Below are 14,693 nucleotides of genomic sequence, written 5' to 3'. Positions count from 1 at the left end.
GGTAGTGGCTTCCTCACCCGGCAAGGTTGTCCCCGGTGACCCAGGTCACAGCCGGATCAGCTGCCCCAGCGCTCCTTCTCCAGCAGTTCCAGCGCCTCACCGGCCGCGTCCGCGCCACCGGCCCGCAGCACCCGGGCCGCCTCGTCGACCGTCCCGGTCAACCGCTGCCACTGCGCCTCACGCTCCCTGGACGCCTCGGCCTGCGCCTTGAGCTGCTGACTCTTGGTCCACAGCTCGACGAAGATGGAGACCTTGGCGCGCAGCACCCACGGGTCGAACGGCTTGGTGAGGTAGTCGACGGCGCCGACCGCGTATCCCCGCAGGGCCAGCTGTGCGTCCCGGTCGGCGGCGGTCAGGAACAGGATCGGCACATGCCGGGTCCGTTCCCGCCGCTTGATGTGGCTGGCGGTCTCGAAACCGTCCATGTTGGGCATGTGCGCGTCCAGCAGGATCACCGCGAAGTCGTCGGTGAGCAGCTGCTTGAGGGCGGCCTCGCCGCTCTCCACCGCCACCGCCGTCACCGGCAGCCCCTGGAGGATCGCCTCCAGGGCCAGCAGGTTGTCCTTCCGGTCGTCGACCAGCAGCGCCTTGGCGCGCTCACCCACGTCCGCTCACCTCACCCACAGCTCGGTTCCCTCCGACGGGTCAGCCTCGTTCCGGCGTCGTCTTCCCCTCCGCGTTCACCCAGCGCGCCATCAGCTCGATCAACTCGTCGAGATCGACGGGTTTCGTGATGTAGTCACTCGCGCCGGCCGCGATGGCCGATTCCCGGTCGCCCGGCATCGCCTTCGCCGTCAGGAAGACTACCGGCAGGTCCTGGAAGCGCTGATTGCGCCGGATTCCCCGGGTCGTCTCGTACCCGTCCTGATCCGGCATCATCGCGTCCATCAACACGATGTCGATCTCCGGGTGCTCGGCCAGGATGCGGACCCCGTCGACGCCGTTGTCGGAGTAGAGCACGTTCAGGCCGTGCATCTCGAGCGCGCTGGTCAGGGCGAAGACGTTACGCACGTCGTCGTCGATGATCAGCACGGTGGCGCCGTCCAGCTTGCGGCCGGCCGGGGTGGAGACCGGTTTCTCCTCCTGCCGGGGTGTGACAAGCGACGGCATCTCCATCAGCGGCATGTCCAGCGAGGCCGCCGGGCGTACCGAGATCGCCTTCGCCGGGACCGGCGGCAGCACCGGCATCGGAATGGCGTCCGGCACCAGCGCCTCGGGCATGTAGAGCGTGAAGGTCGAGCCCTCCCCCGGGACCGAGGCGACCGTGATCGTGCCGCCGAGCAGCGCGGCGAACTCCCGGCTGATCGACAGGCCCAGCCCGGTGCCGCCGTACTTGCGGGTGGTGGTGCCGTCGGCCTGCTGGAACGGCTCGAAGATGATCGCCAGTTTCTCGTCGGAGATGCCGATGCCGGTGTCACTGACCGCGAACCCGACCACCTGCCGGGCCGACAACAGCGACGGTACGTCCAGGTCGGCGTCCGCGCGGGCGGCGAAGATGCTCAGCGTCACCGAGCCGGAGTCGGTGAACTTGACCGCGTTGGAGAGCAGGTTGCGCAGGATCTGCTGGAGACGCTGCGGGTCGGTGACGATCGAGTCGGGCAGCTCCGGCGCCACGTCCACGCGGAACCGCAGGCCCTTGTCCTCGGCCTGCGGCACGAACGCCTGCTCGACGTAGCTGCGGATGCCGTCGAAGTCGACGATGTCGGTCTCCACGTCCATCCGGCCGGCCTCGATCTTCGACAGGTCCAGGATGTCGTCGATCAACGACAGCAGGTCGGAACCCGCACTGTGGATCGTCCGGGCGAACTCGATCTGCTTGCCGGTCAGGTTCTGGTCGCTGTTGTCGGCCAGCAGCCGGGCCAGCAGCAGCAGGGAGTTCAGCGGTGTCCGCAGCTCGTGGCTCATGTTGGCCAGGAACTCGGACTTGTACGTGTTGGCCCGCGACAGCTGCTGCGCCTTCTCCTCCAGGCCGAGCCGGGCCAGCTCGATCTCGCGGTTCTTCAGCTCGATGTTGGCCTTCTGGTCGCTGAGCAGCTTGGCCTTGTCCTCCAGTTCGGCGTTGGTGCGCTGCAACTCCGCCGACTGGTCCTGCATCTCCCGGGCCAGGCGCTGCGACTGTGCCAGCAACTCCTCGGTGCGCCGGTTGGCCTGGATGGTGTTGAGCGCGACTCCGATCGTCGCGACCAGCCGCTCCAGGAACGTCAGGTGCAGTCCGGAGAAGGCCGCCACCGACGCGAACTCGATCACGCCGAGCATCTCGCCCTCGAACAGCACCGGCAGCACCACCAGGTCGTTGGGCGGCATCGCGAGCAGCCCGGAACGCATGGTCAGTATGCCGTCGTGGGTCGCGCGGACCCGTATCGTGCGGCGGGACACCGCGGCCTGGCCGACCAGTCCCTCGCCCGGCCCGAAGGTCACCTCGTAGTCGCGGGCGACGTAGCCGTACGCCGCGGCCAGGCGCAGCCGCATCACCGCTTCCTCGTTGTCGACCAGGAAGAACGCGCCGAGCTGGGCGTCGACGAGCGGCGTCACCTCGGTCATGATCATGCGGCAGACCTCGTCGACGTCCCGCTGCCCCTGGAGCAGACCTCCTATCCGGGCGAGGTTGGAGTCGAGCCAGCCCTGCTCCGCGTTGGTCTTGGTGGTGTCGCGGAGCGTCACGATCATCTGGTTGATGTTGTCCTTGAGCTCGGCCACCTCGCCCTGCGCCTCGACCGCGACGCTCTGGGTCAGGTCACCACGGGTCACCGCGGTCGACACCTCGGCGATGGCACGCAGCTGGATGGTGAGCGTCGAGGCCAGCTGGTTGACGTTGTCGGTGAGGTCGCGCCACGTACCCGAAACGCCTTTGACCTGGGCCTGACCCCCGAGCTTGCCCTCCGAGCCCACCTCGCGGGCCACCCGGGTCACCTCGTCGGCGAACGACGACAACTGGTCCACCATCGTGTTCACGGTGTTCTTCAACTCGAGGATCTCGCCCCGGGCGTCGACCGTGATCTTCTGACCGAGGTCGCCCTTCGCCACCGCGGTGGTGACCGAGGCGATGTTGCGGACCTGCCCGGTCAGGTTGGACGCCATGTAGTTGACGTTGTCGGTCAGGTCGCGCCACGTGCCGGCCACCCCGCGCACCTGCGCCTGACCACCGAGCTTGCCCTCCGAGCCCACCTCGCGGGCCACCCGGGTCACCTCGTCGGCGAACGACGACAGCTGGTCGACCATGGTGTTCACGGTGTTCTTCAGCTCGAGGATCTCGCCCTGCGCGTCGACGGTGATCTTCTGCGACAGGTCGCCCTTGGCCACCGCCGTCGACACCTGCGCGATGTTGCGGACCTGACTGGTCAGGTTCGACGCCATCGAGTTGACGTTGTCGGTCAGATCGCGCCACGTGCCGGCCACCCCGCGCACCTGCGCCTGACCGCCGAGCTTGCCCTCGGTGCCGACCTCGCGGGCCACCCGGGTCACCTCGTCGGCGAACGACGACAACTGGTCGACCATGGTGTTGACCGTCGACTTGAGTTCGAGGATCTCGCCCCGGGCGTCGACCGTGATCTTCTGACCGAGGTCGCCCTTCGCCACCGCGGTGGTGACCGAGGCGATGTTGCGGACCTGACTGGTCAGGTTCGTCGCCATGTAGTTGACGTTGTCGGTGAGGTCGCGCCACGTACCCGAAACACCTTTGACCTGGGCCTGACCGCCGAGCTTGCCCTCCGAGCCCACCTCGCGGGCCACCCGCGTGACCTCGTCGGCGAACGACGACAACTGATCCACCATCGTGTTCACGGTGTTCTTCAGCTCGAGGATCTCGCCCCGGGCGTCGACCGTGATCTTCTGCGACAGGTCGCCCTTGGCCACCGCCGTCGACACCTGCGAGATGTTGCGGACCTGGGCGGTGAGGTTGGCGGCGAGCTGGTTCACGTTCTCGGTGAGGTCGCGCCAGGTGCCGGAGACGCCGCGGACCTGGGCCTGACCGCCCAGCCGGCCCTCGGTGCCCACCTCGCGGGCCACCCGCGTCACCTCGTCGGCGAACGACGACAACTGGTCGACCATGGTGTTCACGGTGTCCTTGAGTTCCAGGATCTCGCCCTGCGCGGCCACCGTGATCTTCTGCGACAGGTCGCCCTTGGCCACCGCCGTCGACACCTGCGCGATGTTGCGGACCTGACTGGTCAGGTTCGACGCCATCGAGTTCACCGAGTCGGTGAGGTCCTTCCAGGTGCCGGCCACGTTCGGCACCTCGGCCTGGCCGCCCAGCTTGCCCTCGGTGCCCACCTCGCGGGCCACCCGGGTGACCTGCTCGGCGAAGAGCCGCAGGGTGTCGGTCAGACCGTTCATGGTGTCGGCCAGCTCGGCCACCTCACCACGCGCGGACACGGTGATCTTCTGGGACAGGTCGCCACGGGCCATCGCGGTCGCCACCTGCGAGATCGAGCGCACCTGGTGGGTCAGGTTCGACGCCATGGTGTTCACCGAGTCGGTGAGGTCCTTCCAGGTGCCGGCCACGCCGCGGACGTCCGCCTGGCCGCCCAGCTCGCCCTCGGTGCCCACCTCCCGCGCGACCCGGGTGACCTCGTCGGCGAACGAGGACAGCTGGTCGACCATGGTGTTCACGGTGCGGCCGATCCGGAGGAACTCGCCACGCAGCGGGCGGCCGTCCATCTCCAGCGCCATGTGCTGGGAGAGGTCGCCCTCGGCCACCGCCACGATCACCCGGGAGATCTCGGTGGTCGGCCGGGCCAGGTCGTCTATCAGGGAGTTCACCGAGCGGACGCTGTCCGCCCAGGCGCCGTCCAGCCCCTCCTCGTCCAGACGCTCGGTGAGCCGGCCGTCGCGACCGACGATCCGGCTGATCCGGCGCATGTCGAGATTCTGCCGCTCCTGCAGGGAGACGACCTCGTTGAACGCCTCCGCCACCGACCCGGCCATGCCGCTGCGCCGCGGCAGGCGGACTTTGAGATCACCCCGCCGCACCCGGCGCAGGGCGTCGGCGAGCTCATCGAGCAGAACGGTCTCGTCGGGCACGCCGACGCTGGCTTCTTTCGCCGCAGTCATGCTGTCCTCACTCGCTGTCCAACGGCCGGGGGTCGGCTAATCCTCTCTCGCCCGACCGGGTCAATGCGAGAGACGACTTTGTGCATACACCCACCTAAGGGAGAGGATGCATGGGTGCCAGCCGAGGTCGGAACCAGGACGAGCATCCCATCAGGGGCGTCGTCCGGTGCTCTGGTGCGCCGGACCAGACTCCCCAATGATCGTCGTACCCCGGCGGCGGCCCGCGCACTCGTCCGCTCGGTGCTCGAGGAGAGCGGGCTGATCAGCCTGCTCAACGAGGCTCTGCTGCTGACCACCGAGCTGTCCACCAACGCCGTGGTGCACGCCAACACCGAGCTGGAGATCGAGGTGGCCGCCGACTCGGGCGGACTGACCGTCACGGTCACCGACTTCGCCCCCGGCCCGGTCGAGCAGCTCGCGGTCGGGCCGCGCAACGAGAGCGCCGACATCGGCGAGGTGGCCGAACGCGGGCGCGGCCTGCTGCTTGTCGACCATTTCGCCAGCCGCTGGGGCACCGTGCACGAGGGCGACGGCAAGGGTGTCTGGTTCCGCCTCGACCAGCGTGCGGGTGACATCGCCCCGGTCCGGGTGCCCGGCCCTGCCGAGACGCCCAGCCTGGGCGCGCTCACCGGCCTGCTGCGCGGCGGCGTCGACCGGCCCTCCGACGACGGCATCGGCGACCTCGCCGCCGACCTGCTCTCCCGGCTCGCCCACCTGACCGGCGCGGCCGGTGGCGTGATGCGCCTGGACCGCGGCGACGGCACCGGCCGTCAGCTGCTCGCCCGGTACGGGCGGGCGCCACGGGACAACGCCGACACCATCCGGATCCCGTTCAGCCTGCAGCGGCCGTACTCCGGTGAGCTGGAGCTGGACGCCTCCCCGCTCGGCTTCGCGCAGGCACTGGCCGGCATCGTCGCCGAACGCATCTCGCTGCACGTGGAGAACGACCGGTTGCGCCGCGCCGACATCCGCCGGCAGACCTGGATGACGTTCCTCGCCGAGGCCAGCGAACTGCTCGCCCAGTCTCTCGACGTCAACCTGACGATGGCCCTGATCCCGCAGCTGGTGGTGCCGCGGCTGGGCCAGTGGTGCGCGGTGCACACCACCGACGCGTGGGGCCGCCTCCAACTGGCCGCCGCCACCCACGCCGAGGAGGCGGCGCTCGCCCAGCTGCACGCCACGCTCGCCGAGGACGGTCCGGAGTCGGTGCTGGCCCGGCTGGAGGAGACCTCCCGGCTCGGCACCCAGGTGATGTTCGGCGCGCCGATGGAGGGTTACGCGGTGCCGCTGGTGGCCCGGGGCGTCCGGCTCGGCACGCTGGCCGTGGGACGGCACCCGAAGCACCGGCACGACCCGGACGAGGTCGCCGTGCTGGAGGACGTGGCCCGGCGGGCCGCCCTGGCCATCGACAACGCCCGGATCCACGACGAACGGCGCGCGGTGGCCCGCACCCTGCAGGCCTCGCTGCTGCCGCCGGCTCTGCCGCACGTCGACGGCATCGGCTTCGCCGCGGAGTACGTCCCGACCGGCTCCGAGGTCGGCGGTGACTTCTACGACGTCATCCCGTTCGGCGAGGACCAGTGGCTCGTCGTGGTCGGTGACGTGTCCGGCAAGGGCGTCCAGGCTGCGACGGTGACCGGCCTGGTCCGGGACGTGATCCGGATCCTGGTCGACGACGGCAAGGCGCTCAGCGAGATCCTCTGGCGGGTCAACCGCACGCTGGTCCAGCGTGGCGGCGGGCGGTACTGCACGCTCGCGATGGCGTCGGTGACCCGGGGCGGCGACGGTGAGCTGACCGTCTGTCTGCACCTGGCCGGGCACGACCGGGCGGTGCTGGTCCGTGCGGACGGCCGGACGTCGTTCGTCGGCGAGGGCGGCACCGCGCTGGGCCTGCTGGAGACGATCACGTCGCCGGACGTCACGATCACCCTCAACCCGGGTGACTCGCTGATCTTCTACACCGACGGGGTCACCGAGCGCCGTCGCGGGCGTGAGCTGTTCGGTTCGGGCCGGCTCAAGGAGGCCGCCGCGCCGCTCGCCGGTTATCCGGCGGATGTGACCGCGGCCCGGCTGCGCTCCACCACGATCAATTTCTCGGTCGAGGAGCCCCGCGACGACATCGCGATCCTGGTGCTGCGCAACGACGCCTGAACGCGCCGGACCTCAACTATCGGGGCGTTCGGCCGCAAGGAAGTGATGAGCGCGGTCAGCGGGGCGCGGCAACGCCCGGCTGACCGCGCTCACCCGTATGTGGGGATCCGTGACGGAATCGTAAGAAACTTAACCCTCGCTCTCCGCGCCTAATCAAAATCACCCTTTTTATGCGCCTAAAAACTGACAAGGTGGGCAAACGCCGAAGCAAGTCAACGGGGGGACCTGCATGCGAGCAATGATCAGTGGACTGGGCGTGGCACTGCCACCATCAGCCGACCAGGACAGGGTCTGGGAGGGTTACTTCGCTCAGCACTACAGCGGCGCCCAGCGCGTCCTGGCCAAACGGATCTTCGACAACTCCGGGGTCCGCACCCGGCAGGCGGTGGTGAGCCCGCTGCTGGAGGACGTCGCCCAATGGTCCACCGAGCAGCGGATGCGCCGGTACCAGGTGGAGGCGATACCGCTCGGCAAGGCCGCGGTGAGCCGGGCACTGGCCGAGGCCGGCCTGGGCGCCGAGGACATCGGGCTCTTCGCCGTCTGTTCCTGCACCGGGTACGCGACACCCGGCCTGGATATCATGCTGGCCCGCGACCTCGGCATGCGGCCGGGCGTGCAGCGCCTGTTCGTCGGGCACATGGGCTGTTACGCCGCCCTGCCCGGCATCAGCGCGGTCAGCGACTACGTGGTCGCCCGCGGACGGCCGGCGCTGCTGCTCTGCGCCGAGCTGACCAGCCTGCACCTGCAGCCGCCCGGCAGCCGCGACGACGTGCAGCAGATCGTCTCGCACGCGCTGTTCTCGGACGCCACCGCCGCCGTGGTGCTGACACCCGAGGAGCACCTGCTCGGTGGCTGGACGGTCGGCGAGGTCGCCGCGATCACCGACGCCGCCACCGCCGACCACATGACCTGGGAGGTGACCGATCAGGGTTTCCGGATGGGCCTGTCGCCACAGGTGCCGGACGTGCTCGCGGCGCACGTCCGCAACCTGGTCGACGATCTGCTCGCCCGGCACGGCCTGACGGTCGCCGACGTGGACGGCTGGGCGGTCCACCCCGGCGGGCCGAAGATCCTCGATGTGGTGCAGGAGCAACTCGGGCTGGACGACCAGGCGCTGGCCGCCTCCCGGGGCGTCCTGGCGGCGCACGGGAACTGCTCGTCGCCGACCGTACTGCTGGTGCTCGACAAGCTGCTCCACCAGGAGCGCCCGCCGAACCGGATCCTGATGCTCGCGTTCGGCCCCGGTCTCACCCTGTACGGCACGGTCCTGCAGTCGTCACGCTCAGAACAGGTGACGTAGCTCGATCATCTCGATCTCCGCGGCCAGTTCCGGCGGCGCCGACACGACCGCCAGCCTGCCGCGCCGCCCGACCAGAACCTGTTGCAGGCCGGAGACGATCTCCCGAACCCGGTTCGCGGTCGTCTCCGGCGGCAGCGCCGCGTGCAGCGTGCCGACGCCGACCGACCCGCGGATCGCCACCGTGGGCCCGGCGATGTCCCGCAACGAGTACGCCACCGCCTGCAGGTCCCGGGACCGGGCGGCGATCCGCAGGCCGACGTCGCCCCGGCCGAACGGGTAGCGACCCCACCAGGGCGGCGGTTCCGGCGCGGTCATCGGTTCGCCACCCCAGGCCGCGGCGACCCGTTTCACCCGTGCCGCGACCTCGGTCTCGTCGCCCTCGAAGAGCAGCACGAACGTCCCGCCGCCGGGGCCCGGCAGGTCGGCCTCCATGCCGTGCGGCTCCCACTCCTCGGCGACCGCCCGGGTGATGAGTTCGCTGACGTCGGCGGGGGTGGCGACCGGGCAGCCGATCCACCGGCGGGCCGCCGGCAGTTCCTCCAGGCGCAGGACCGCCGCGGTGAGCACGCCGTCGATCTCGGCGATGCCGGGGCGGCCGTCCTCGCCGTCGGAGTCCCGGACCTCGCCGGAGGAGTCGGCGTACTCCACGCTGACGGTCTGCGCGGCCGGGCTGGCGAACCGCAGGCGCAGCGGGCCGGATTCGTTGACCGCGAGCATCCCGCCGACGGTGGCCCGCGGTGACGGCGGATCGGTGGCGAGACGCCGGCCGGAGAGGCGAAGGGCGGCCTGGACCGCGGCGACCGGGGTGCCGGCCGCGACGGTCGCGGTGTCGCCCTCGTGGTTCCACATCCCGTTCAGCCGGGCGGTGTCGATGATCAGGTCGACGCGCTCGGGCCGGCGGCCCCAATCGATCTTGCTGCCGGCGCCGCGGGCCCGGACCGCGAGGCCGTGCTCGGCGGCGAGACGCAGGACCGCGGCCGCGGACCGGGCCGTCGCCGGCACCGCCACCAGCGAGGCGTCCTGCCCGGCGACCTTGTCGACCGAACGCGCCGGGCGGGCGAAGCCGGGGCCGCAGATGCCCACGAGCTCATCGAGAAGGGGGTCGGTCACGTCTGAGGCCTCCATCGAGATCCCTGAAGATCGTCCACTCTGGCACATCGTACACACGTTCGAATAGTCGAGGTCCACGTGCGTAAGAAACTCACTCCGGACCAATCGGCCGGTAACGTGTTTCCGGTGACGATTGAAGGCCCACCCATCGCTCGCCGGTCTTCCACCGAGCGCACCTTTCACGGCGACACGGTCATCGATGAGTTCGCCTGGCTCGAGAACAAGGAGGATCCCGCGACCCTCGATCATCTGAAGGCGGAGAACGCCTGGACGGATCAGGCGACGTCGCACCTCGAGACCGTGCGCGAGACCATCTTCGGAGAGATCAAGGGGCGGACCCAGGAGACCGACCTGTCGGTGCCGAGCCGCAAAGGCGGTTACTGGTACTACACCCGCACGGTCGAGGGCAAGCAGTACGGCATCCAGTGCCGGGTTCCGGTCCGCCCGGACGAGACCGCCCCGCCGACCGGTGACGACCGGCCCGGCGAGGAGATCCTGCTCGACGGCAACGAACTCGCCGAGGGCCGGGACTTCTTCGCCCTGGGCACGTTCGACATCAGCCCGGACGGCCACCTGCTCGCCTTCTCCACCGACTTCGACGGCGACGAGCGGTTCACCCTGCGGGTCAAGGACCTGCGGACCGGCACGGTCCTGCCCGACGAGGTGCCGGACGCGTTCTACGGCAGCGCCTGGTCGGCCGACGGCAGCGTGCTGTTCTACATCACCGTGGACGAGGCCTGGCGGCCGAACCGGGTGTGGCGGCACGTCATCGGCGAGACCACCGACACCGTCGTCTACGAGGAGCCGGACGAGCGCTTCTGGGTGGGCGTCGAGCTGACCCGCAGCGAGAAGTTCATCGTCATCGACGCCCAGAGCAAGATCACTTCCGAGGTACGGGTGATCCCGGCGGACGACCCGACCGCCGAGCCGACCCTGCTCGCCGAGCGCCGGCAGGGCGTCGAGTACTCGATCGAGCACCACGGTCACCGGTTCCTGATCCTGCACAACCGGGACGCCGAGGACTTCGCCCTGGCGTGCACGTCGGTGGACAGCCCCGGCGAGTGGATCGAGCTGATCCCGCACGAGCCCGGCACCCGGCTGGAGGGCGTGGACGCGTTCGTCCGGCACATCGTGGTCTCGATCCGCCGGGACGGGCTGACCGGCCTGCGGGTGATCGCCGACGGCAGCACCGCGTCCTACGACATGGAGTTCGCCGAGCCGCTGTTCAGCGTCGGCCTGGCGAGCAACCCGGAGTACGACACGTCCTCGGTGCGGATCAGCTACACCTCGATGGTCACGCCGGACTCGGTCTACGACGTCGACCTGGTCACCCGTTCGATGACGCTGCGCAAGCAGAAGCCGGTGCTCGGCGGTTACGACCCCGCCGACTACGAACAGTTCCGCGAGTGGGCGACGGCACCCGACGGCACCCGCGTCCCGATCTCGATCGTGACCCGCAAGGGTGTCGCCCGGGACGGTGCGGCGCCCGCGGTCCTCTACGGCTACGGCTCGTACGAGCACTCGATCGACCCGTACTTCTCGATCGCCCGGCTGTCCCTGCTGGACCGCGGGGTGGTCTTCGCGATCGCGCACGTACGCGGCGGCGGCGAGATGGGCCGCAACTGGTACGAGTCCGGCAAGATGCTGGCCAAGAAGAACACCTTCACCGACTTCGTGGCCGCCGCCGAGGCGCTGGTCCGCGGCCGGTGGACGTCGGCGTCCCGGCTGGTCGCGCGGGGCGGCTCGGCCGGTGGTCTGCTGATGGGCGCGGTGGCCAACCTGGCACCGGAGGCGTTCGCCGGGATCGTGGCCGAGGTGCCGTTCGTGGACCCGCTGACCTCGATCCTCAACCCGGAGCTGCCGCTGACCGTCACCGAGTGGGAGGAGTGGGGCAACCCGCTCGAGTCCGCCGAGGTCTACGCGTACATGAAGTCGTACAGCCCGTACGAGAACGTGTCCGCGCTGGCGTACCCGAAGATCCTCGCGGTGACCAGCCTCAACGACACCCGCGTGCTGTACCACGAGCCGACCAAGTGGATCGCGCGCCTGCGCGCGGTCGCCCCGGACGGCGAATACCTGCTCAAGACCGAGATGGGCGCCGGCCACGGCGGCCCGAGCGGCCGCTACGACTCCTGGAAGGAGGAGGCCTTCGTGCTCTCCTGGATCCTGGACGCGGTCAAGGCTCTCTAGATCTGGAGTGCGAGCGCCCGCATCCGGTGGATGCGGGCGCTCGTCTCGGGCTATCCGACCCGTAGTTCCTCGAGGTCGGTGTTCGACCGCAGCACCAGCACGCTCACGCCGACCACGAGCAGCATCGCCGCCAGTGCCCCGCCGCCGAGCAGCGCGAGGTCCGCCCACGGCACCGGAACCGGCATCACCACGTCCGGGTATTCGATGTACTTCGTCGCGCAGGTGCTCAGGTCGGTCGTCCCGTCGGTGCAGACGTCGTAGCCCCCGCCGTACGACACCTCGGTCTCCAGTATCCGGACCAGCCCGGTGCCCGCGCCGATCGCCAGCAGCAGGGCCGGCACCAGCGGTGTGACGGTGTGCCAGAGCAGCACCCGGCCGAGGATCCCCCGGGGCACCCCGCCGGCGGTCAGCGCCGCGTAGGTCCGCCGCCGGGCGACGATCCCCTCGACCATCGCGATCAGCACGCCGGCCGCCGCCACCGTCAGTCCCACCACGACCGCGACCATCACCAGCCGCGCCGCGCCCAGGTAGAACTCCGGCTCGGCGGCGTAACCAGCACCGCCGTCCTCGGGGCCGGTCAGGGCGTTGAACCGGTCCATCGCCGCGAACTCGGTCGACATCATCTGCCGGTACGCGAGTGTTCCCGCCCCGACGATCACGGCGGCGATCAGCGCGCCGGTCGTCCGGCTGCCGTTCCACGGGTCCGCCATCAGCCGGGCACCCGCCATCAGCGTCGCCGGGCCCCGGCCGAAGCGGCGCAGCAGCCGTCCCGCCGCGTAGGAGATCCACCCGGTGCCCAGCACGATGCCGGCTGTCACCAGCAGCACTCCGGCGATCATCAGCTGGATCGACAGGGTCCGCTGCGGTGCCGGGAGCCGGAGGTCGGTGAGGAACTCGACCAGCGCGTCGTCCCGTTTCAGCAGGGTCGGCAGGGCGAACAGCACCAGGCCCAGCACGATCACGATGCCCGGCCACGGTTTCGGCCCGCGCTCCCGGATCCGGCGGACCACACCGAGCGGGGTCACCACGACCCGGCGCATCAACACCGCGCTGATCACACCGGCCAGCACCGGCACGACCAGCAGCACCGCGATGATCACCAGCGGGTGGGGCAGCACGTCGGTCGGCAGTACCAGCCGGTTCATCCGGTCCCGGCGTTCGAGCAGCACCCGCAGCACGAGGAGGGCCCCGAAGCCGAGGATCGAGCCGAGCAGGCTCGCGACCGCGGTCTCCGCGCCGGCGATCAGCACCGTCTCCCGCGGAGTGGCCCCGTTCAGGCGCAGCGCGGCGAGCCGGCGGTCCCGGGCCGGCGCGCCCAGCCGGATGCTCTGCGCGGCCAGGGCGAGCACCGGAATCGCCAGCATGATCAGCACGAAGGCCACCCCGGGCCGCAGCCCGGCCTCGTTCAGCAGCGGGCTCGTGTACCGGAAGTCGTCCTGCAGCATGATCGAGCCGCCGTCGCCCTGGTCGATCCACTCGCCGCCGCTGATCGACGCGACGACGGCGGCCGACATCAGGGCCAGGCCGGCCAGCGCCGAACTGACCACGGTCAGCCCGGTCCGCAGCCGGTCGGTCCGGTTCCCGGCCAGACTCAGCCGGACGAGAACCGGCGCTCTCACGGCGCCACTCCGAGTCCGCTCGGGTCGACGACGCCGTCGAGCAACGTGATCTCGCGGTCCGCGTACGCCGAAATCGAAGCGTCGTGGGTGACCAGCACGACCGCCGTGCCCTGTTCGCGCACCGCCCGGACCAGCTCGGTGAGCACCTGCTCGCCGGCGAGCCGGTCGAGGGCACCGGTGGGCTCGTCGGCGAAGACCACCCGCGGCTCGGTGACCATGGCCCGGGCCACCGCGCAGCGCTGCTGCTGACCGCCGGACATCGCCACCGGACGCTGGTCGGCGAGGTCGGCCACCCCGAACCGGTCCAGCCAGCCGATCGCCGTCTTCCGCGCCTCCTGCCGCCCCGAACCGGCAAGAAGCAGCGGAAGAGCGACGTTCTCGGCCGCGGTCAGCTCGGGCACCATCTGCCCGAACTGGAACAGCACCCCGAAGTCGTCGCGTCGCAGGCGGCTGCGCGCCGCCTCGGACCACAGACCGATGTCCTGGTCGCGGTAGGTGACCGTGCCCTCGTCGGCCCGCACGATGCCGGCCAGGCAGTGCAGCAGCGTGGACTTGCCGCAGCCGCTGGGCCCGGTGACGGCGACCAGTTCACCTTCGGCGATCTCGATGTCGACACCGCGGAGAGCGGACGTCGGCCCGTAACTCTTGGTGATTCCCACACCGCTGAGCAGCGGATCCGTCATGACGTCACTTCCTTCTGGAGCTCCGCGACCCGCGTCATGGTGGTCTGCAACCACCGCAGGTCGGCATCGAGGTGGCCGATGGCGTAGTCCGCGGCGACGACGTCACCGACACTCGCCCCGGGGGCGGTCTTGGCCGCGGTCAGTTCCCGCAGCCGGGTCATGTGCGCCGTGCGCTGGGCGGCCAGATAGCCGCGGGCCCGGTCGGCGTCGGCGGTCATCAGCGCCACCACGACCTTGTTGAACACCGTGCTCGTCACGTACGGCGCGGGTGTCTCGACCTCGGCCAGCCAGTCGTCGAGACGACGGCGGCCGGAGTCGGTCAGTTCGTAGGAGGTGCGCTCCGGACCGGACTCCTGATCCTGTCCGGAGGGCGCCACGAAGCCGTCGCGTTCGAGCCGGCCGAGGGTCGCGTAGACCTGACCGTACGCGATCGGCTTGGCCTTGGGCAGGCGCTCGTCATGCGCCCGTTTGAGGTCGTATCCGTGTCGTGGCCCGCCCGCGAGCAGGCCCAACAGAACATGCGCCGTGGACATGAGCGCTACTATTCACTGAGAGAATAGCCGTCGTCAAGGAGACCAGCGATGACTTTCC

The 14,693-nt window shown here is 70.2% G+C and carries 9 protein-coding genes; 3 read left to right on the top strand and 6 right to left on the bottom strand.

The window, feature by feature from the left end; genetic code table 11:
• Positions 1-56 precede the first annotated feature (56 nt).
• Complete coding sequence (locus tag QSK32_RS30405; protein ID WP_045740445.1) at positions 57-605, bottom strand: response regulator; 549 nt, start codon at positions 603-605, stop codon at positions 57-59.
• A gap of 40 nt (positions 606-645) precedes the next feature.
• Positions 646-5,049 carry a HAMP domain-containing protein gene (locus tag QSK32_RS30400; protein ID WP_285473843.1) on the bottom strand — a complete coding sequence of 1,468 codons (4,404 nt, stop codon included), beginning with the start codon at positions 5,047-5,049 and terminating at the stop codon, positions 646-648.
• A gap of 114 nt (positions 5,050-5,163) precedes the next feature.
• Between QSK32_RS30400 and QSK32_RS30395 the strand changes: the two genes are divergently transcribed.
• Positions 5,164-7,200: a SpoIIE family protein phosphatase gene (locus tag QSK32_RS30395; protein WP_052721169.1), complete on the top strand. Its 2,037-nt coding sequence runs from the start codon at positions 5,164-5,166 to the stop codon at positions 7,198-7,200.
• A 229-nt stretch (positions 7,201-7,429) separates the two neighbouring features.
• Complete coding sequence (locus QSK32_RS30390; RefSeq protein ID WP_045747558.1) at positions 7,430-8,500, top strand: type III polyketide synthase; 1,071 nt, start codon at positions 7,430-7,432, stop codon at positions 8,498-8,500.
• On the opposite strand, the gene QSK32_RS30385 is transcribed toward QSK32_RS30390, so the two are convergent.
• Positions 8,483-9,610 carry an FAD-binding oxidoreductase gene (locus QSK32_RS30385; RefSeq protein ID WP_285473842.1) on the bottom strand — a complete coding sequence of 376 codons (1,128 nt, stop codon included), beginning with the start codon at positions 9,608-9,610 and terminating at the stop codon, positions 8,483-8,485. The genes QSK32_RS30390 and QSK32_RS30385 overlap by 18 nt on opposite strands.
• A 126-nt stretch (positions 9,611-9,736) precedes the next feature.
• Here QSK32_RS30385 and QSK32_RS30380 point away from each other — a divergent pair, with 126 nt between their 5' ends.
• Positions 9,737-11,800 carry a S9 family peptidase gene (locus QSK32_RS30380; protein ID WP_045747579.1) on the top strand — a complete coding sequence of 688 codons (2,064 nt, stop codon included), beginning with the start codon at positions 9,737-9,739 and terminating at the stop codon, positions 11,798-11,800.
• Positions 11,801-11,850: 50 nt separating this feature from the next.
• On the opposite strand, the gene QSK32_RS30375 is transcribed toward QSK32_RS30380, so the two are convergent.
• From QSK32_RS30375 to QSK32_RS30365, 3 genes are read right to left on the bottom strand one after another with little or no spacing between them, the layout of a single operon-like run.
• Complete coding sequence (locus QSK32_RS30375; protein WP_285473841.1) at positions 11,851-13,419, bottom strand: FtsX-like permease family protein; 1,569 nt, start codon at positions 13,417-13,419, stop codon at positions 11,851-11,853.
• Complete coding sequence (locus tag QSK32_RS30370) at positions 13,416-14,102, bottom strand: ABC transporter ATP-binding protein (protein ID WP_045747561.1); 687 nt, start codon at positions 14,100-14,102, stop codon at positions 13,416-13,418. Before QSK32_RS30370 ends, QSK32_RS30375 begins: the two co-directional genes overlap by 4 nt.
• On the bottom strand, positions 14,099-14,635 hold the full coding sequence (locus QSK32_RS30365) for a PadR family transcriptional regulator (protein ID WP_045747562.1): 537 nt from the start codon (positions 14,633-14,635) through the stop codon (positions 14,099-14,101). Before QSK32_RS30365 ends, QSK32_RS30370 begins: the two co-directional genes overlap by 4 nt.
• Positions 14,636-14,693: the final 58 nt, after the last annotated feature.

It is taken from the genome of Actinoplanes sp. NBRC 101535 (genome assembly GCF_030269225.1).
Lineage (GTDB): Bacteria > Actinomycetota > Actinomycetes > Mycobacteriales > Micromonosporaceae > Actinoplanes > Actinoplanes rectilineatus.
The sequence above is the reverse complement of the archived record's forward strand: the minus strand, read 5'-3'. Positions and strand labels throughout refer to the sequence as shown.

Excerpts from the sequence above, each read along its gene's own strand:
- QSK32_RS30390 (WP_045747558.1), top strand. The coding sequence starts at position 7,430 with ATGCGAGCAATGATCAGTGGACTGGGCGTGGCACTGCCACCATCAGCC.
- QSK32_RS30370 (WP_045747561.1), bottom strand. The coding sequence starts at position 14,102 with ATGACGGATCCGCTGCTCAGCGGTGTGGGAATCACCAAGAGTTACGGG.
- QSK32_RS30365 (WP_045747562.1), bottom strand. The coding sequence starts at position 14,635 with ATGTCCACGGCGCATGTTCTGTTGGGCCTGCTCGCGGGCGGGCCACGA.
- QSK32_RS30400 (WP_285473843.1), bottom strand. The coding sequence starts at position 5,049 with ATGACTGCGGCGAAAGAAGCCAGCGTCGGCGTGCCCGACGAGACCGTT.